Raw genomic sequence first — 18465 nt, forward strand, 5'->3', positions numbered from 1 at the left:
GTTCCGCGCGGGGGGTGGTTATTTGGTTTCCCGAGGCAACGGCTGTTTGAGTACCTCTTTAAGGAGCTTGCCGGCCTTGAAATGGGTTTTGCGGCGCGCAGGGACGTAGATGATCTCGCCGGTCTTGGGATTGCGGGCTTTGGGTTTGGGTTTGGTTTTTTTCACTTCAAAGACGCCGAAATCGCGAATCTCGATACGCACTTCGGGATTGGCCTCGGACATGAATTCGCGCAACGCTTGAAACACACCATCGACCACTTTTTCCGTCAGATATATCTTCTCGCCCACGATCTTTGCTGTTCGCTTGGCGACATCCTTTTTCGTAATCGTGGATTTCAAAGCGTCATCAGACATGGCCAGCTCCTACAATTGGGTTCAATTATGATTAAGAGTCATCCGTTGACAGTATAACACTATAATTAATAACCATAAATAACTATTTTTTTTATAAAAGACAACAAAAAAATGCATGACGGGCCAAATATTTTCAAAAAAAGTGCTCTATTTCATTCACTTAGGCTCGGACCAGCGGCTGACGGAAATGACGCCGGCCACTTTTTTAATTTTCGCTATAATCCGGTTAAGGTGTTCCAAATCATATACTTCGACGCTGATCATGCAGTTGACCAGCGAGGCATCCGAACTCATATTGGCGCTGGCGATAATGCCATCGCTGTTAGAGACCGCATCCGAGAGTTCCGCAAGAAATTTACTCCGCCGCTCGCACAGGATATAGAGCCCGGCAAGGAACCGATTGCCCTTGTCTACATCCCAGGCCACGTCGATAATGCGCTCGGTCTCCTGCATCAGGCGCAGCAGATTGTTGCAGGTATTGGCATGGACGACGATGCCGCGACCGCGGGTGACGATACCGGTGATCGGATCCCCCGGCACCGGATTGCAGCACTTGCCAAAGCTGAGCATGATGTTATCCATCCCGGCCACGCTCACCCCCTTGCTCGATTTGCGCGCCCGCTCGATGAACTTTTTGAACAGGGAGCTCTCCTGTTCGACCGGCTTGTCCTCCGGCAGGATCTTGTGCAGCACGGCCTCGAGTTTGATCTCGCCGCGACCCAATCCGGCGAGCAGTTGTTTGGCATCCTTGAGGCTTAATTTAGCTGCCAGATCGCTGAGGTTGACCTCCTTGAGTTTGATCGAAAACTTGGAGAGCGATCGGGTCAGGATCTCCTCTCCCAGGGCTGTGCTTCTTTCGAATTGTGTGTCTCGGAGCCATTTCTTGATGCGCCCCTTGGCCTTGCTGCTGATGGCAAAGTTCAGCCACCCTTCATTCGGACGCTGATTGGCGGAAGTGATAATTTCGACTGTATCGCCGCTGCGAAGCTGATGACTCAGGGGGACGATGCGGCCGTTGACTTTGGCGGCCAGACAGTGCAGGCCGATATCGGTATGGACGGCAAAAGCAAAATCGACCGGCGTGGAATGAGCCGGCAGCCGGTAGAGGTCGCCCCGCGGCGTGAAGACAAAGACCTCATCCTGAAACAGGTTGATCTTTAAGTGCTCCATGAAGGAGCTGGATTCCACCTCCTCGTCGTCGACCGCCTCAAGGACCTGACGCATCCACCCCATATGCTTGTCCAGCTCATCCTCCTGGAGCCTCCCCTCCTTGTAGCGCCAATGCGCGGCGATCCCATCCTCGGCGGTGCGGTGCATCTCCTCGGTGCGTATCTGGATCTCCACTTTTTTGCCGTCCGGACCGATGACCGTGGTATGCAGGGACTGATAGCCGTTGCTCTTCGGCGCAGAGATGTAATCCTTGAAGCGCTCATGAATCGGCGTGTAGAGCGAATGGACGATACCCAGGGTATGGTAACACTCTTCCACCTTCTCGACGATGATGCGGATGGCGTGGAGATCATAGATCTCTTCGAAAAGGATGCCGCGCTTGACGATCTTGTTGTAGATGCTGTAGAAATGTTTGGGGCGTCCCTCGAAACGGGCATGGATCTTGGACTCCACCAGCGCCTCGCGCACGGGGCGGGTGACATGGCGGATCAACTCCTCACGTTCGTCGCGGCTGGCGTTGATGCGCTTGACCAGATCCGCATAAATTTCGGGCTCGAGGAATTTGAGCGACAGATCTTCCAGTTCCCACTTGATCTTGGCCAGGCCCAGGCGGTGGGCCAGCGGCGCATACACCTCGCGAGTTTCGAGCGCGATGCGACGCCGCTTTTTCTCCGGCAGATACTCTAGGGTGCGCATGTTGTGCAGGCGGTCTGCGAATTTGATAATGATCACCCGGATGTCTTTCACCATCGAGAGCAGCATTTTGCGGAAATTCTCAGCCTGCCGCTCCTCAAACTCGAGCAACTTGATATCGGAGATCTTGGTGACCCCGTCTACCAGGCCGGCGATATTGGGGCCGAATTCGCTCTCCACCCGGGCGATGGTGTACTCCGTATCCTCGGCCACATCATGAAGGATGGCCGCGGCAACGGTTTCGTAATCCATCTTCAGCCCGACGAGAATCTTGGCAACCTCGAGGGGATGCTCAAAGTAGATATGCCCTGACTTGCGAAGCTGGTTACGATGCGCCTCAAAGCTGAATTCAAAGGCCTTGCGCAGCAATGCGGCATCCATGGACTGATTGTAGCGCCGGATACGGCGAATCAGCCCCTCGGTAACCTTTTGATAGGATTCATCCATGATCTTCCGCTACGGAATTTATCAATAGGGTGCCGGAGAGATGACGGCAACGTCAAGTCGCGGTGCATTCTTGCTCTGGAAGAGCAGATATTCCTTGTAAAAGTAAAGATTGATGCTGTCGGTCGGTCCGTTGCGCTGTTTGGCGATAATCAGCTCGGCGTCATTCTCCTGGCCAGGTTCGACCGGACCGTAAACCGAGGGACGGTAGATGAACATGACCACATCGGCATCCTGTTCGATGGCGCCCGACTCGCGCAGATCCGAGAGCATGGGTTTGCGTTCGCCGCCGCGCGATTCGACCGCGCGGGAGAGCTGGGAGAGGGCCAGCACCGGAATATCGAGCTCCTTGGCCAGGGCTTTCAGGGATTGCGAAATCTGGGCGATCTCGATCTGCCTGCTTTCGACCCGGCCGACACCGTGGACCAGCTGCAAATAGTCCACGACGATCAGCCCGATATCGTATTCGACTTTGAGCCGGCGCGCCTTGGAGCGGATTTCCATGATCGACATCGCCGGTGAATCATCAATATAGATAGGGGCCTTTTCGAGGGTGCCGACCGCTGACGACAACCGGCTCATCTGGTCGCCCGGCAGTTTGCCGATACGGACCAGATGGGCATCCACCTGCGCCTCCGAGCACAGCAGACGCATCGCGATCTGCGGTGAGGCCATCTCCAGGCTGAAGATGCCGACGGGCACACCATGGCCGGCGGCCTTGCGGGCTATGTTCAGGGCCAGAGCCGTCTTGCCCATCGAGGGCCGGGCGGCGAGAATGATGAGATCAGAATTCTGTAGGCCGGAGAGCAAGCGGTCGAGTTCTTCGAATCCGGTCGGCACGCCGGTGACTCCGTCCGCCTTGGCGTTGTAGTTGTCGATGAGATTCATCGTCTTGAAGAGGATCGGCCGGATGTGCTCGACAGCCCGCTTCTTGCCGCGCTCGGAGAGGGTAAAGATCTTTTTTTCCGCCTGATCGATCACATCGTAGGCATCCTCGGCGCCCTCGTAACAGTCCTGCTGGATCTCGCCGGAGACGTCGATCAGCTTCCGCAGCAAGGCGCGGTTGAGGACAATGCGGCAGTACTGTTCGATGTTGGCTGCCGACGGGATCCGTTCAACCAACTCGGTGAGGTAGTACAGGCCGCCGATCCGCTCGAGATCGTGGGCTTTTTCGAGCTCGGAGGAGACAGTGAGAACATCAATGGGCTCGCTGCGGGAATAGAGGCTGCGCGCGGCCAGGAAAATCCGGCGGTGCGCATCCTTGTAGAAACAGGTTTCGTCCAGCAGTTCGAAGAGGGTGTTCGCCGCATGCGCCTCGATCATCATCGATCCCAGCGCGGCCATCTCCGCTTCAATCGACTGCGGTGGCAATTTTATCGGTGTTTCATTTTGTTCGGGCATGGGCGGCTCGTTCAGCGAGGAAGAGTTTGGGCCAGGAATTCATCGTATAGGCGGCGGAGCATCTGGACATCCCGCCAGGTCTCGGCCTTGAACTTGGGGTAACGCAGCAAGGCGGCCGGGTGATAGGTGACCAGCAGCTTCACCCCGTGCCAGGCATGCACCTGGCTGCGCAGTTGAGAGAGGGGCGCCGTGCTCTGCAGCAGGGTCTGGGCGGCAAACCGGCCAAGACACAGGATAAAAGCCGGCTGGATCAGCTCCAGCTGTTTTTCCAGATAGGGAAGGCAGTTCTGAACCTCGTCGGGCAAGGGATCCCGATTGTTGGTCGGACGGCATTTGAGCAGATTGCAGATATAGACCTCGCTGCGCTCAAGCCGGATGGCGGCGAGGATTTTGTTCAGCAGCTGTCCGGCTTCGCCGACGAAGGGTTCTCCCTGCTGATCCTCATTGTAGCCGGGCGCCTCGCCGACCAGAACGATGTCGGCCGCGGGGTTGCCAGTCCCGAAGACCAGGTGCTTGCGCTGGTGACCAATGGCGCAGTTCAGGCAGCCTCCGATCCGCTCGTGCAGCTCCGCCAGAGTGGCAGCTTGGAGATCCAGCGGCGCGCGTTGCGTCTTCGCAAGCTCCAGGGGCGCGATTTCACGCACTGCCTGAACGGGGAGCACCGGCGCGGCGGGATAGGCCGGCGCTTTCCGGCTCGCCTCCAGGACCGTCAGCTCCAGTGCCAGCTCGTCTCCATAAATCTCGATCTGCTCTTGGAGAAAACGCTGCAATTCGGATCCGGTTCCCATGATCATGCCATTTTTTCGTTTTCATAGGCCAAGATAGCTGTCAGCAGCCGGTCCGCCACCTCGGTTTTGGAGAGCAGCGGCCAGGTTTCCGGCTCACGACCGCGGCACAGCAGAGTGACGATATTGGTATCCACGGCAAAACCGGCGCCGGGCTCGAGCGGATTGTTGATCACTATCATGTCGAGATGCTTCTCTTCCAGCTTGCGGCGTGAAGCTACGATTTCATCCATGGTCTCTACAGAAAAGCCGACATGGATCCGGTCGCCCTTGGAACGGCCGGCGCTCCGGAGGATATCCTCGGTGCGGACCAGCTTAAGGGCAAGCTCTTCCTCCCCCTTCTTGATTTTTCCGGGAGAAAAGGACTTGGGCCGGTAATCGCTCACCGCGGCTGCCATGAGCAGCAGGTCGGTCTCGCTGAGCCGCGGCAGCACCGCCTCCGCCATCTCCGCGGCTGTCGTTACCGGGACCACCTGCACCCCCGCAAAGGGACGTTCCGTGCTCGGCCCGCTGACCAGGGTGACCCGGGCGCCGCGCAGCGCAGCCTGCCCCGCCAGGGCAAATCCCATCTTGCCAGTGGAGCGATTGCTGAGGTAGCGTACCGGATCAAGCGGCTCATGCGTCGGGCCCGCCGTGACCAGCACCCGTTTGCCTTGATAATCCCGTCGCGTCTCCAAGGCGAGGCGGATCTGATCCATAATCTCGGCAAGATCCGCCAGCCTGCCGGGTCCGGTCTCCCCGCAAGCCAGTGCGCCGCTTCCGGGCGTGACGATCCGCAGGCCGGCTCTTCTGAGACGCTCCTCATTGTCCCGGTAGAAGGGATTGGCATACATCTGTTTATTCATCGCCGGGCAAAGAAGAATCGGCGCGGTAGTGGCAAGGAGGGTGGTGGTGAGGGCATTATCCGCCAGACCATGGGCAAGTTTGGCGACGGTATTGGCGGAGGCCGGGCAGAGGACGAAAAGGTCCGCCCAGCGTGCCCATTCGATATGGACAGTGCCCCCGCCCTGGTCTCCGGGGAAGAGCTGCACGAGAACGGGATGATGGGTCAGCGTCTCAAAGGTCAGAGGGGTAACAAATTCGGCCGCTGCTGCGGTCATCATCACCCGGACCCCGCAGCCGGCCTGGATGAGCTGGCGCACCAGTTCCGCCGCCTTGTAGGCTGCGATTCCACCCGTCACGCCAACCACAATCTTCTTGTCCGTCAGCATGCGGCGTTGGCTCCTATGCTGCTCCCGGATCAGCCGGGATACTGTTTGCTCAGCTTCCCTTCGAGCATCTCCTGGAGGGCGACACTGGTGGGTTTGGGGAGTTTCAGATACTGGCGGTCCACGACATCCTGGCTCACGCCTTCGTCGTCATAATTGTCGCTGTTGCTGATCGATGCGGCCTCGGCATCCAGCACCTTCTTCTGCAAATCGTTGATCTGGCGCGCGCGGCGGGCCACCATAATGATGGCTTCGTAGACGTTCTCGGCATAGTTATCAAGGTTATCAATGGGCAGAGTCTTGATCATGAACAATACCTCCAATTCACAGGTGCAAGAATGACCGAATTTTATCGGGAAGTGGGCCGCGCCGGTTTCAGGCGGCTGGCGATGATCTGTTTGACCTCGGCGATGGTCTGCTCAAGATCGCGGTTAACCACGGTGAATTCGAACTGTTTTCCCATCTCCATCTCCATGGCCACCCGGGCGAGCCGAGTTTTGAGCTCCGGAGAACTCTCGGTGCCGCGGCCGATCAAACGTTGTTCGAGAATCTTCAGGTCCGGCGGCGCCAAGAAGATCATCAGGGTTTGCGCGGGAAAGCGCTTTTGTACGGCAAAGGCGCCCTTGACATCGATGTCGAAGAAGATGATGCGCCCCTCCTTCAACCACTGCTCAATGGGCCCTGCGGGCGTGCCGTAAAGGTGGCCGTGAACCCGTTCATGCTCGACCAGTTCATGTCGGCCGATCATCGCGGTGAAATCGGATTCGGTCACAAACCAGTAATCTACGCCGTTGGTTTCGCCGGGACGTTTCGCCCGCGTCGTCACGGAGATGGAATAGCGGTAGCGCGGATCACCTTCACTGAGGATACGATGGATCACCGTCGATTTGCCACCGCCGGAGGGAGAGGAGATGACAACCAGCAAGCCGTTGTGCGTCATGCCGCTGCTCCCCTCCTACTCGATGTTCTGTATCTGTTCTCGCAGTTTTTCCACTTCGTCCTTGATTTCGACCACCAGGTGGGAAATCTCGACGGAGGCGGCCTTGCTGCCGATGGTATTGACCTCGCGATGCATTTCCTGCAGCAGGAAATTGAGCTTGCGGCCGGGGGCAGCCTCGGTCTCGAGGATATTCAAAAAAGCCCGGTTATGGCTGTGAAACCGGACACACTCCTCGGTGATGTCGAGGCGGTCGGCGATGAGGGCCATCTCGCTCTCGAGCCGTCCCGTATCGACCGGGACTTCCTTGACCAGTTGCGCGATCCGCTGCCGCAGCTTTTCCATTTCGGCCGCCGGGCGTTTCGCACCCAGTTCACGCACCCGGGTGATCTTGTCATCGAGGGTGGCGATGCGCTGGACAAAATCCTTGAGCAGCTGCTCCCCCTCCTGGCGGCGCATGAGCTGGATATCCTCGAGCACCTTGACCACCGCGGCGCGCGTGCACTCCCAGTAACGCTCAGCCTCCGGGGTGCGGTCGTCGACGACGATGATGTCCGGCAGCGCCAGGAGTTGGTTGAGCTGTACCTCTCCGGGGAGCCCGAGTTCTGCCTGCAGTTCGCGCACGAGCCGGTAATAGGCGGCGGCAAGGGGCTTGTTGAGGGCGAGTTGCTGCGCATTGGATGTGTCACTGGTCACGCTGATGGAGATATTGATGCGGCCGCGAGACAGGCTTTTCCCCACCAGTTCCTTGATTTGGCCCTCGTAGTCCGCCAGGATGCGCGGAATGCGCAGTGAAAAATCGAGGAAGCGGTTGTTCACGGAACGGATTTCGACCAGGACTTCGACATCCTCGATCCGGTGAGTCGCGCGTCCAAAGCCGGTCATGCTTGAGATCATGAATTCATCCTGATGAACTGACGTTATCGGAAAATGCAGTGTATATTTTAATGATTTTTTTCGATATAGTCAATTCATTTTTTACCTTGCGCCAGACCCCGGGGCGGATCTCCCGGGCCGGGGTTATTTACGCGCTTTGCGCTCTTCGATGCGGACGCGCAGGGAGATCCGGTGCGAATTATCCAGCTGATCGTGTTTGAGGAAGGCGTAATCCAGATCGAGCCGTGGCAGCCGAAGTCCGGCCCCGGCGCTGAAATAGCCGGTATCGCTGCCGGTGCGGAGCGAGAGCACGTTATGGAAGACCCATTCCGCCCCGAAATGGAAATCGGCGCTGACCGGGCCATAGTGGCTTTGCGCAGCGATCGCGCGGCCTTCCATGCGCAGGTCGGTATCGGCAGCCAGGAGCAAGCGGCTCCTGAGCGGCCGCAGGATGAAGGGATAGGCAGCCCCGAGTTTGAGGGTGGGTGAAACCAACTCGCGTTCCCCGGTGTCCCAAGCGAGCAGGGTCGTGGTAAAGTCCTGGAGATTGGCGCCGAGGCGCAGAGAGCGCCAGGGCAGCCAGACCGCGCCGAGGTCGAAGCCGGCGCCCCAGGCGGCGTTGTCGCCGGTGGCCTTGTGCACCATTTTGGCGCTTACGCCCCAGGCAAAGCGCCCCATCTGCATGCGCGCATAGCTCAGGTAGAGGGCATATTCGCCATCGCTGACGCTGCGCACGGCAAAGGGCCGGTTGTTGAGCGTCTCCCCGCTTTCGTTGGTGTAGACGGCATCGAGGGGCAGATCCGGCCGCGGCAGGGCGGTGACGGGAATATCGTCGACAGCCAGGCGTACCAGGCTGATGCCGATGGTCTCACGGCGGCTGACCGGCAGGGCGCCGCCCAGATAGTCATAATTCACCACGCCGCCAAAACGGCGGGCGTGCATGAAACCGAGTTCGGGATAGCGGATGGTCGAGAGGCCGGCTGGATTCCAGTAGCTGAAGGTCACATCGCCGGTCACCGCGACATAGGCTCCGCCCATGCCAAGGGCACGGCCGCCGACCCCACCCGCCATGAATTCACCGGCATATTTACGGATCGCCGCCGCATTGCCCCATGCGGTCCAGAGAAGGATAACTCCTGTCAACACTAACCTGGTTCGAGTGACCACGCTCTACCTCAGATTGCTCGGGATGTCCGGCTGCCATGCCGGGGTAATATAACCATAATTTACAGAAAATTGTCCAACCTGCAAACGAATTATCGCCCGGATGCGACCTGTAGCACGTTTTACGCAGCAGGCCGGTGCCGGGTGCTACCGGTCTGAAGCCAACTGCCGCAATTCCTCCAGCTTATTGAGGGCCTCGAGCGGCGTGAGCTGATTGGGATCGAGCCGCTGCAGTTCCTCGCGCAAGCTCTTCTCCAGTTCCGCAAAGAGACTCATCTGCTGCGGTGGCGGCGTTGCGGTAGCCCGGCGGTGGTGCGCCAACTGGGGCGCCTTGTCGTCGTCGAGCGAAACGGTCTCGAGGTTGGCGAGAATTTCCCGAGCGCGGAGAATAACCGGCCGTGGCAGCCCAGCCAGCTGCGCGACGTGAATGCCATAGCTGTGATCGCAACCGCCAGGGACGATCTTGCGCAGAAAGACAATGCGATCGCCCCACTCCTTGACCGCAACATTGTAGTTTTTTACACGCGGCAGCACCAGCTCCAGTTCCGTCAGTTCGTGATAATGGGTGGCGAAGATGGTTTTTGCCGCGATGCGCGGCGTTTCATGAATATACTCGGCCACGGACCAGGCGATTGAGAGGCCATCGAAGGTGCTGGTGCCGCGCCCGATCTCGTCGAGGAGGATCAAGCTGCGCGGCGTGGCATTGTTGAGGATATTGGCGGTCTCGTTCATCTCGGTAAGGAAAGTGCTCTCTCCAGCCACCAGGTTATCCGAAGCCCCGACCCGGGTGAAGACGCGGTCGACCACCCCGATCTCGGCGGCGGTGGCGGGCACAAAAGAGCCCATCTGGGCCATGATGACGATCAGCCCGACCTGGCGTAAATAGGTCGATTTCCCAGCCATATTGGGACCGGTGATTATCAGGATCTGCTCCTTGCGGGTGTCAATGTGGGTATCGTTGACGATGAAGCTTTCCCCCGCCGGCAGCAGCCGCTCGATCACCGGATGGCGCCCCTCTCGGATGTCCAGACTGGAATCGCCATGCATCACGGGGCGCACATAGCCATAATCGACGGCCACCTGAGCCAGGGTGCTCAAGCAGTCAATGCGGGCGATGATCCGGGCATTCTCCTGCAAAGCCATGGTATCGTCGAGGATGCGCCGCCGCAGCTGATTGAAAAGCTCATACTCAAGCTCGATGATCTTCTCTTCCGCCCCAAGGACCTTCTCTTCATACTCCTTGAGTTCAGGCGTGATAAACCGTTCGGCGTTGACCAAGGTCTGCTTGCGGATGTACCAGTCCGGCACACGGGAGAGATTGGGATTGGTCACCTCGATGAAATAGCCAAAGACCTTGGTGTAGCTCACCTTGAGCGAGGGGATGCCGGTCCGCTCGCGTTCTTGCTGCTGCAGTCGTGCTATCCAGTCCTTGCCCCGGAAGGCGATCTCCCGCAGTTCATCGAGCTGGGGGTTGTAGCCGCTGCGGATGAAACCGCCCTCGGTGATGGCGAGGGGCGGATCCTGAACCAGGGCTCGCTCGATCTCATTGCGCAGTTCGGGCAGGGGATTGAGGGCTGCGCGCGCCCCCGCCAGCAGCGCCGCGTCATTTTCCTGCAGCTGGGCTTGCAGGGTCGCAACAACCTGAAGCGAATTAAGCACGGCTATGGCATCGCGGGCGTTGGCACGGCCGGTCACGAAGCGCGCCAGAAGCCGCTCGAGGTCGCCGCTCTGCCGCAGGGTCTCGATCACTGCCTTGCGGCCGCTGCTGTTGCGGGTCCACTCCTCGACGGCGTCGTGTCGCGCCGTGATCTCTTCCAGATCCATCAGCGGGCAGGTGATCCACTGCACCAGCATGCGCCCCCCCATAGGCGTGCGCGTCTGGTCGAGGATACCGAGCAGAGAACCATGCTTGCGCGCGGCATGAAAAGAACTCACCAGTTCGAGATTGTGCCGAGTGCTGCTGTCGATGACCATATACTGTTCTTCGGCGGCGCGGGAGACCCGGTTGATATGGATCAGCTTCTCTTTCTGGTTCTCACGCAGATAGGCCAGCACGCCGCCTGCGGCACAGATGCCGAGCGGCAGATCCTCGATCCCGAATCCCTTGAGCGAGAGCGTTCCGAACTGGTCATTGAGGGTCTCGAGTGCAAAGTCGTAGAGAAACATCCATTCCTCGCGGCGGGTGATCGTGACCTCCGCGAGTGGCTGCAGGATCTTCTCGAGAGCCGGATGCGGCATCGTGGAAATCAACAGCTCAGCCGGAGCGAGGGCGTGGAGGTACTCGTCGAGGGCGGAGAGCGCCAGCTCGCGCACCTGGAACTCTCCGGTCGAGACATCCACTGCGGCGGCGCCGCAGCGCTGGTCGCGCACGACGAGCCCGAGGAGGTAGTTGTTGCGTTTGGTCTCCAGCAGATCATCGACCACCGCAGTCCCCGGTGTCACCACCTCGAGGACCTCGCGTTTGACAATGTTTTTCGCAAATTTGGGGTTTTCGGTCTGTTCGCAGATGGCGACTCGATAGCCGGCCTTGATCATTTTAGCCAGGTAGGTATCCAGGGCATGATGCGGAAAGCCCGCGAGCGGCACATTCGCCGCCTTGCCATGCGCGCGTGAGGTGAGGGTGATGCCCAAAACCGAGGCCCCGGTTTTGGCATCCTCAAAGAACATTTCGTAGAAATCACCCATGCGGAAGAAGAGCACAGCATCCTTGTGCTTGTTCTTGATGGCCAGGTATTGCTCCATCAATGGTGTTTTGGTATCTCCGTGCGTCACAGGTTCTTTCTGGTTTACGGGTCAAAGCCGCGGGGTTAGGATTCGTTCCTGTTCCTGGCGGATTGATAGGCGGTCAGGTCTATGCCCCAGTTGAATTTGGTTCGCAGTAGATTGAAAAAGTCGCGCCGGCCGGTGTCCACCCATTTGATCTTGTACGTCCCCTTTTCGATAAAGATGCGGTCCGATGGGCGCAGATCGCAGCAATTCTGGCCATCGATATTGATCTGGGCGGTGTGGGTTTGATCAACCAGCCGTAGCTCGAGATGGCACGTCTCCGAGAGCACCACCGGCCGGACGGTGAGGGAATGGGGACAGATCGGGGTGACGATCATCGCCTCCATGGTCGGCATCAGCAGCGGTCCCCCGGCGGAAAGCGAATAGGCGGTCGATCCGGTCGGCGTGGCGATGATCACCCCGTCGCACCGGTAGGTGTTTAGGTAGGTACCGTCCACCCAGACTTCGACGAGGATCAGGCGGGGCACGCTTCCCTTTTCCACAACCAAATCGTTGAGCGCATGGTGGCTCCTGATCTGGCGGCCCTTTTCCAGCGTGATCTTGAGGAGCATGCGCTCGATCAAGGTGTAGCGCCCCGCTAGAAGATCGTCGAAGGTTGCCTCCATCTCATCCAGCGGGACTTCGGCGAGAAATCCCAGACTGCCGAGGTTGACTCCGAGGATCGGCGTGCCGCTGGCGCCGACCTTGCTCGCGGTTGCCAGGAGGGTGCCGTCGCCGCCGAAAGCGGCGAGGAGGTCGCAGTGGCGGCCGATCTCCTCGAGGGAGAAGTAGTCCCGCTCGGCTCCAAGACCTGGGAATCCCTGCAGCTGCCGGTCGATGACGAGAGGCACGCCAAGCCCATCCAGATAAGCGGTCAGATGAAGGATGGCCTCGCGGACGTTGGGTTTATGGGTGTTGCCGGCGATGCCGATGATCATGCGCTTTTCGCGTGTTTGTTAAAGCGGAACAGGTTGCGAATCTTGCCGGGTTTGTTCTCCTCCAGCCCCCTGTGGACGCTGCGCACCGCGGCGACGATCGCCGGGATGCTCAAACCAGCCTGGTCGAGCATGCGGTCCCGGTTGCCCTGCAACAGGAAATGGTCGGGCAGACCATAACGGTACAGTTCGACCCCCTCAAGATGGTGGTCGGCGAGATATTCCGCGATGGCGCTGCCGAATCCCCCTGCCAGCGTCCCCTCTTCCAGAGTGATGAGAGCCTTGAAATGCGCCGTCACCTCCTCGAGCATATCGAGATCAAGGGGTTTGACAAAGCGCGTGTTAATGACCTGGACGTAGAGATGATCCTGCTCGCGCAGGATCCGGGCAGCACTACTGGCCTTGCTGGCCAGATGCCCCAGTGCGAGAATGGCAATCTCTTCGCCCGCATCGAGAAGTTCGCTGCGGCCGATCTCCAGCGGCTGATAGCCGCTCGTGAGGGCCACCCCTTCACCGGCCCCCCGCGGATAGCGGATGGCAACCGGGCCTGCTTTATACTCCATCGCCGTGTAGAGCATCTGGCGCAGTTCCTCCTCATCCTTCGGCGCCATGATGACTAGGTCCGGCACGGTACGCAAATAGGCAATATCAAAAACACCGTGATGGGTCGGGCCGTCATCGCCGACAATCCCGGCACGGTCTATGGCCAGTACCACCGGCAGTTTCTGCAGGGCGATATCATGGAGGAGGTGATCATAAGCCCGCTGCAGAAAGGTCGAATAGATGCCCACCACCGGATGGAATCCCTGCGAGGCCATGCCGGCGGCAAAGGTCAGGGCGTGGCCCTCGGCGATGCCGACATCGAAGAAGCGCTCGGGGAATTTCTCGGCAAAACGGCTCATGCCGGTCCCTAACGACATGGCGGCGGTGATCCCCACCATTTCAGGATGTCCGTCGGCCAGCTCGATCAGGGTGCGGCCAAAGATCTCGGTATAGGTCGGTCCATTGCCGCTCTTGATCACCTCGCCGGTGATCTTGTCGAACTTGCCGAGACCGTGAAAAACCGGCGCGTTTTCCTCAGCTGGGCGATAACCGCGCCCCTTCTTGGTCAGAACGTGCAGCAGGATCGGCCCCTTGAGCGCCTGGATCTCGTGCAAGGTGTGGAGCATTTCGGCGAAATTATGGCCGTCGATCGGACCGAGATAGCGGAATCCGAGCCGCTCGAAGAGCACCCCCGGCATGATAAAGCCCTTCAGGCTCTCCTCCATGCGGCGGGCGGTCTGACGGATGCGCGGTCCCATGCGGTCAAATTTGCCGGTGAAATCCCAAACCTCGGACTTAATCCGGTTGTAGAGGGGATTGGAGATGAGATTGGTTAGATACTTGCTCATCGCGCCGACATTATGGGAAATCGACATGCTGTTGTCATTGACGATGACGAGGATATCCTTGCCCGAAGCGCCGGCGTTGTTCAATCCCTCATAGGCGAGGCCACCGGTCAGGGCGCCGTCGCCGATGACCGCCACCACCCGGTTGTCGTCGCCAGCGAGGTCGCGTGCACAGGCCATGCCAAAGGCAGCGGAGATGGCGGTACTGGCGTGACCGACCCCGAAAGCGTCGTAGAGACTCTCTGAGGGTTTGGGAAATCCGCTGATCCCCCCCTCCTGCCGCACCCGGCTGAAGGCCTCGCGGCGGCCGGTGATGATTTTGTGAGCATAGGCCTGATGGCCGACGTCCCAGACGATTTTGTCGTGCGGCGTGTCGAGCACATGGTGCAGGGCCAGGGTGAGTTCAACGACACCGAGGGAGGGGGCCAGATGGCCGCCGGTCTCGCTGATGGTGTGAATGATATATTCGCGGATCTCGCGCGCGAGTTGGGTCAGTTGGGGAATATCCAGGCGGCGAATATCCTGGGGAGAATTGATATGGGGGAGCAGAGCGTCCATATACTACCTTAGAATGATGCAGGTTTGCCAGGGTTTGTTTCCAGGCCACAGGTTATAACACCGGGCCCAAACGATCTAATCCAGCGGGGTCTCTTCAAGCTGGAAGCCCTCGGCGGTCTTGCTCAGGAGCTGAATCTTTTCCTCCGCTTCGTCGAGCTTGGCCAGACAAAAAACGAGCAGTTCATTGCTCTCCTCGAACAACCGCAGCGACTCCTCGAGGGGGGCGGAGCCCTCTTCGAGCAAGGTGGCGATCTCCTCCAAACGCTCCATGGCGGACTCAAAATTCCGGGTGGTCATGGCTCCACTCCTCTCTCTTGTGCAGGCTTTCCATCCTTCGGCTTCCGCTCATCGAGGACTGTCAGCCCGGGATGGATCATGGTAATACGGCTCTCCAGACGGTCGCTGGACAGCTGAATGATAAGTTCATCGTCCGGGGCCAGGCCGGCCGCACTGTGCAAAAAGTGTTCGTCCTCCGGACGCCAGCAGAGGGCATAGCCGCGTTGGAGCACGGCGCCGGGTGCCAGGTCGCGGCAGCGTTGGGCGAGCGCCTTGGCGCGGCTGCGTTCGCGCTGCAGGCGGCTGGTCAAGGCAAGGAGGCGGAGGTGGTCGAGCTCATCGAGGCGCTGGCGCCGCTGATGGACGAGGTCCAGGGGCCGGCGCAGGCCGTGGCGCGCGCGCAACCCCTTAAGGCGCAGGCGGTCAAGGTCGAGCCGGCGCCGGGTGGCGTTGAGCAGGAGCCGGGCCACTTCGGCCAGGCGGCGGCGCAGCGCGCCAGCATCGGGGACCACCAGCTCAGCCGCCGCTGATGGCGTCGGCGCGCGCAGGTCGGCGACAAAATCGGCAATCGTGACATCAATTTCGTGGCCCACCGCCGCGACAACCGGGATACGCGAATCGTAAATCGCCCGGGCCACCACCTCCTCGTTAAAAGCCCACAAGTCTTCGAGACTGCCTCCTCCCCGACCGACAATGATCACATCGACCTGGCCCCAGGCATTGAATTCGGCAATCGCGGCCGCAATATCCGCCGCCGCTCCCTCGCCCTGAACCAAAGCCGGGCGCAGCACAATACCGATGGACGGCATGCGCCGCCGCGCGATCTGAACCAGATCGCGGAGCGCCGCCCCAGTCGGCGAGGTGACGATGCCGATGCGCTGCGGCAGGACCGGCAACGGCCTTTTATGCGCTTGATCAAAGAGTCCCTCGGCCGCCAGCCGCGCCTTGAGCTTTTCCAGAGCCAACTGCAGCTGCCCCACCCCCGCCGGGATCATCTTGACCACATCGATCTGGTAGACGCCGCGTTTTTCATAGAGCGTGACCTGGCCAAACAGCAGCACCTGCATCCCGTCACAGGGCGTGGTGAGCAGCGACGCGGTGCGGCTGCGCCACATCACACAGGCGATCTGGGCCGATTCATCCTTGAGGGAGAAGTACAGATGCCCCGAGGTGTGCCGGACAAAATTGGAGATCTCGCCATGCAGCCAGACCGGTGGCAGCTCGGTCTCGAGCAGGGATTTGATCCGGCGGGTGAATTCCGTGACGGAATAGCTTGAAGGGGTCGTGTCCCAGTGATCCATGGATCGGTCCTGAAGGTGCGTGTGGTTTACGGCGCCAGGATGGAGGCGGACGCCGGCCGATGCCGCGCCTCCGGGAAAGGAAAAGGGCCAAGATGCGACTCTCAGCCCTGTATAAGATTAGCGTAATTTCTTCTTGTGTCGATCTTTGCGCAATCTTTTTTTACGTTTATGCGTGGCAATCTTGGCTCTTTTTCTCTTTTTTCCGCTTGGCAAAACGATCACCTCCTATCCTGGCGCAACCGATCGGGCAGCGCATTCGTCAACTCAAGTTTTATTGATGAACTTTTTCAATTCGCGTGAGGCTTTGAAAAGAGGCGCCCGGTGCGCAGGAATGACCACCGGCTCTTTGGTGACCGGATTGAAGGTCGCACGCGTGGCACGGTCGACGACCTTGAAATTCCCGAACCCGCGTAAGTCGACCCGGTCCCCCTGGCGCAGGGCATATCCGACCGTTGCGAGAAAACCTTCGATCACAGCCTGGGTCTCTGTCTTGGTCAACCCGGTTCCTTCAGCAACGATATCGACGATCTCTGCTTTGGTCATAGGGGTTTCCTTTCAGGCAGACTGCATCAATGACAATGGCTGCAGGCATGGCTGGAACAGGACCCGCAGGAATGGCCCGATGAGGAAGAACGGGTATCAGTGCTGTGTGTCCCGCCGCTCGTGAAGCCGAAGCTGGAGATCAGGCGCTCCACATCGTGACTGGCACAATGGGGGCAAGGCGTATGCTCCGCTGCGCTTGCCGCGGCGACTAGCTCTTCAAAGGCCCCGCCGCATTCCCGGCATTTGTACTCATATATCGGCATGGATAGACGCCCTAGCAGCCTGCTCCGGATTCATCACAATTCGTTTAGTATACTTATTTTTTGTCTAAAAAGCAAGATAAAATCTTGCGCCTCAAGCTGAACTTGCTTGCTTTAACAATTCCGAGTAAAGGGCGCCGATTTTCTCTGCACAGAGGGAGATGTCATAGCGCTCCCAGGCCAAGCGGCGGTTATTCTCCGCCATGATTTGCCGCAAGGCCCTGTCACACAAAAGTCGGGACAATGCAGCCGCCAGGCCCTCCCGGTCGCCTGGCGCGATCAGGAAGCCGTTCTCCCCATCGTGGACAAAATCGGGAATGCCCCCGACCATGGTCGAGACCACGGGAAGTCCGGCCGCATAGGCTTCGAGCAAGGCCAGGGGAAAGACCTCGGCATGAGAGGGCAGTGCGAAGAGCCATCCACGGCTGAGCGCCTCGGCTTTCTCCCTGTGCCACTTCGGGCCGGCAATCTCCAGTGCGGCCGTAATGCCAAGTTCCTGCGCTGCAGCACGGACTTCTTCCAGCTCGCCGGGGCCGATAAGAACGCAGCGGGCCTCGGGAAGCTGCTCCAGTACCCTCCTGAAAGCGGGCAGGAGATCGTAGACCCCTTTGCGACCGCAGACCTCTCCAAGAAAAAGGATGGTGGGCACCGGGGCCGGCGTTGGTTGGAGGTCGCGAAAGAGGGAAAGATCGATGCCGTTCTCGATAACAGCAACCTTGACGGCGGGCAGATAATTCAGCAAAAGGGTCTTCCAGCTCTGCGACAGCGCCACCACCCGGTCGCAACGCCGCAGGTGGCGGACGATCGCCCGCCGGGCGCATGGACCACTTTCGCGGATAAAACGGTCAAAACCGGAGCCATGGATGTGGAGGACCACTTTCTTGCCCCAAAGCTTGGCCACATCCAGATAAGCGCATTTTTCCCAGAAAGACATATACGCGGAGGCGTGCAGATGAACCAGGCCGATGCGGGGATCAGGAATGGTGAAAAGATACCTGATGAAAAAGAGGAACGAATAGCCAAAACTGAAAAAGCTGGTGAGGAAATCGCGTCGGAAGGAACGGGCGTAGCCCATTGGCGAGTCAAACTGGTCACGGTTGCGGCTTCGGGGCTTGGAGATGTCGAAATGGCGCAGCCGGAAGCGCTCGTTAAGGGGCGATTTGAGCAGGGCGGCAATGAAGAACTCAACGCCGCCGATCTGAGGCGGCACCGGGCCGACCAGGAGGATCTCATCTTTCATGACGGTCTCGCTGCAGGAATTCAGCACCTGGAAAGGTATGAAATGCAAACGTCTTTCGCAACGGCGAAATGGGCTTGTCCCACGCGAAATCTGGTCCCCATCCGCTGATCCCCAAATCTGGCGCCCACCCGTAAGCCCCCAAATTTTTTGCCCCCCCCCCCCCCCC

Annotated in this window: 17 protein-coding genes; all 17 read right to left on the reverse strand. The window is 59.3% G+C overall.

Going from position 1 to position 18465, the window contains the following annotated elements; genetic code table 11:
* Window positions 1–18 precede the first annotated feature (18 nt).
* Window positions 19–354: an HU family DNA-binding protein gene (locus tag PLH32_16000; protein ID HQJ66110.1), complete on the reverse strand. Its 336-nt coding sequence runs from the start codon at window positions 352–354 to the stop codon at window positions 19–21.
* A gap of 156 nt (window positions 355–510) precedes the next feature.
* The gene (locus PLH32_16005) at window positions 511–2664 is read right to left on the reverse strand and encodes a bifunctional (p)ppGpp synthetase/guanosine-3',5'-bis(diphosphate) 3'-pyrophosphohydrolase (protein ID HQJ66111.1); all 2154 of its coding nucleotides are present in this window, start codon (window positions 2662–2664) and stop codon (window positions 511–513) included.
* Between the two features lie 21 nt (window positions 2665–2685).
* The gene (dnaB, locus tag PLH32_16010) at window positions 2686–4062 is read right to left on the reverse strand and encodes a replicative DNA helicase (protein HQJ66112.1); all 1377 of its coding nucleotides are present in this window, start codon (window positions 4060–4062) and stop codon (window positions 2686–2688) included.
* Between the two features lie 11 nt (window positions 4063–4073).
* Entirely contained in the window at window positions 4074–4856 is a 783-nt protein-coding gene (locus PLH32_16015; protein HQJ66113.1) for a uracil-DNA glycosylase, read from the reverse strand.
* The gene (coaBC, locus tag PLH32_16020; GenBank protein HQJ66114.1) at window positions 4853–6058 is read right to left on the reverse strand and encodes a bifunctional phosphopantothenoylcysteine decarboxylase/phosphopantothenate--cysteine ligase CoaBC; all 1206 of its coding nucleotides are present in this window, start codon (window positions 6056–6058) and stop codon (window positions 4853–4855) included. Before coaBC ends, PLH32_16015 begins: the two co-directional genes overlap by 4 nt.
* A 29-nt stretch (window positions 6059–6087) precedes the next feature.
* A complete protein-coding gene (gene rpoZ / locus PLH32_16025) occupies window positions 6088–6363 on the reverse strand; it encodes a DNA-directed RNA polymerase subunit omega (protein HQJ66115.1) in 276 nt (91 codons plus the stop codon).
* Between the two features lie 41 nt (window positions 6364–6404).
* Window positions 6405–6995 (reverse strand): guanylate kinase, encoded by a 591-nt coding sequence (gene gmk, locus PLH32_16030; GenBank protein ID HQJ66116.1) that lies wholly within the window; start codon window positions 6993–6995, stop codon window positions 6405–6407.
* Between the two features lie 15 nt (window positions 6996–7010).
* The gene (locus PLH32_16035; GenBank protein ID HQJ66117.1) at window positions 7011–7889 is read right to left on the reverse strand and encodes a YicC family protein; all 879 of its coding nucleotides are present in this window, start codon (window positions 7887–7889) and stop codon (window positions 7011–7013) included.
* 123 nt (window positions 7890–8012) lie between these two features.
* Window positions 8013–9011: a PorV/PorQ family protein gene (locus PLH32_16040; GenBank protein HQJ66118.1), complete on the reverse strand. Its 999-nt coding sequence runs from the start codon at window positions 9009–9011 to the stop codon at window positions 8013–8015.
* A 168-nt stretch (window positions 9012–9179) separates the two neighbouring features.
* Window positions 9180–11774 (reverse strand): DNA mismatch repair protein MutS, encoded by a 2595-nt coding sequence (mutS, locus tag PLH32_16045; GenBank protein HQJ66119.1) that lies wholly within the window; start codon window positions 11772–11774, stop codon window positions 9180–9182.
* Between the two features lie 65 nt (window positions 11775–11839).
* Window positions 11840–12736 carry an NAD(+)/NADH kinase gene (locus PLH32_16050; protein ID HQJ66120.1) on the reverse strand — a complete coding sequence of 299 codons (897 nt, stop codon included), beginning with the start codon at window positions 12734–12736 and terminating at the stop codon, window positions 11840–11842.
* Window positions 12733–14679, reverse strand: a complete 1947-nt coding sequence (gene dxs / locus PLH32_16055) for a 1-deoxy-D-xylulose-5-phosphate synthase (GenBank protein HQJ66121.1) — start codon at window positions 14677–14679, stop codon at window positions 12733–12735. Before dxs ends, PLH32_16050 begins: the two co-directional genes overlap by 4 nt.
* 75 nt (window positions 14680–14754) lie before the next feature.
* A complete protein-coding gene (gene xseB / locus PLH32_16060; protein HQJ66122.1) occupies window positions 14755–14976 on the reverse strand; it encodes an exodeoxyribonuclease VII small subunit in 222 nt (73 codons plus the stop codon).
* Window positions 14973–16256, reverse strand: coding sequence for an exodeoxyribonuclease VII large subunit (xseA, locus tag PLH32_16065; GenBank protein ID HQJ66123.1), 1284 nt, complete (start codon window positions 16254–16256; stop codon window positions 14973–14975). Before xseA ends, xseB begins: the two co-directional genes overlap by 4 nt.
* A gap of 264 nt (window positions 16257–16520) precedes the next feature.
* Window positions 16521–16799 carry an HU family DNA-binding protein gene (locus PLH32_16070; GenBank protein HQJ66124.1) on the reverse strand — a complete coding sequence of 93 codons (279 nt, stop codon included), beginning with the start codon at window positions 16797–16799 and terminating at the stop codon, window positions 16521–16523.
* A 26-nt stretch (window positions 16800–16825) separates the two neighbouring features.
* A complete protein-coding gene (locus PLH32_16075; protein ID HQJ66125.1) occupies window positions 16826–17062 on the reverse strand; it encodes a zinc ribbon domain-containing protein in 237 nt (78 codons plus the stop codon).
* A 91-nt stretch (window positions 17063–17153) separates the two neighbouring features.
* Window positions 17154–18299 carry a glycosyltransferase family 4 protein gene (locus PLH32_16080; protein HQJ66126.1) on the reverse strand — a complete coding sequence of 382 codons (1146 nt, stop codon included), beginning with the start codon at window positions 18297–18299 and terminating at the stop codon, window positions 17154–17156.
* Between the last annotated feature and the right edge of the window lie 166 nt (window positions 18300–18465).

It is taken from the genome of bacterium, assembly GCA_035419245.1.
Classification (GTDB): Bacteria; Zhuqueibacterota; Zhuqueibacteria; order Residuimicrobiales; family Residuimicrobiaceae; genus JAKPUX01.

Excerpts from the sequence above, each read along its gene's own strand:
- PLH32_16000 (HQJ66110.1), bottom strand. The coding sequence starts at position 354 with ATGTCTGATGACGCTTTGAAATCCACGATTACGAAAAAGGATGTCGCC.
- PLH32_16005 (HQJ66111.1), bottom strand. The coding sequence starts at position 2,664 with ATGGATGAATCCTATCAAAAGGTTACCGAGGGGCTGATTCGCCGTATC.
- dnaB (HQJ66112.1), bottom strand. The coding sequence starts at position 4,062 with ATGCCCGAACAAAATGAAACACCGATAAAATTGCCACCGCAGTCGATT.
- PLH32_16015 (HQJ66113.1), bottom strand. The coding sequence starts at position 4,856 with ATGATCATGGGAACCGGATCCGAATTGCAGCGTTTTCTCCAAGAGCAG.
- coaBC (HQJ66114.1), bottom strand. The coding sequence starts at position 6,058 with ATGCTGACGGACAAGAAGATTGTGGTTGGCGTGACGGGTGGAATCGCA.
- rpoZ (HQJ66115.1), bottom strand. The coding sequence starts at position 6,363 with ATGATCAAGACTCTGCCCATTGATAACCTTGATAACTATGCCGAGAAC.
- gmk (HQJ66116.1), bottom strand. The coding sequence starts at position 6,995 with ATGACGCACAACGGCTTGCTGGTTGTCATCTCCTCTCCCTCCGGCGGT.
- PLH32_16035 (HQJ66117.1), bottom strand. The coding sequence starts at position 7,889 with ATGATCTCAAGCATGACCGGCTTTGGACGCGCGACTCACCGGATCGAG.
- mutS (HQJ66119.1), bottom strand. The coding sequence starts at position 11,774 with ATGGAGCAATACCTGGCCATCAAGAACAAGCACAAGGATGCTGTGCTC.
- PLH32_16050 (HQJ66120.1), bottom strand. The coding sequence starts at position 12,736 with ATGATCATCGGCATCGCCGGCAACACCCATAAACCCAACGTCCGCGAG.
- dxs (HQJ66121.1), bottom strand. The coding sequence starts at position 14,679 with ATGGACGCTCTGCTCCCCCATATCAATTCTCCCCAGGATATTCGCCGC.
- xseB (HQJ66122.1), bottom strand. The coding sequence starts at position 14,976 with ATGACCACCCGGAATTTTGAGTCCGCCATGGAGCGTTTGGAGGAGATC.
- xseA (HQJ66123.1), bottom strand. The coding sequence starts at position 16,256 with ATGGATCACTGGGACACGACCCCTTCAAGCTATTCCGTCACGGAATTC.
- PLH32_16070 (HQJ66124.1), bottom strand. The coding sequence starts at position 16,799 with ATGACCAAAGCAGAGATCGTCGATATCGTTGCTGAAGGAACCGGGTTG.
- PLH32_16075 (HQJ66125.1), bottom strand. The coding sequence starts at position 17,062 with ATGCCGATATATGAGTACAAATGCCGGGAATGCGGCGGGGCCTTTGAA.
- PLH32_16080 (HQJ66126.1), bottom strand. The coding sequence starts at position 18,299 with ATGAAAGATGAGATCCTCCTGGTCGGCCCGGTGCCGCCTCAGATCGGC.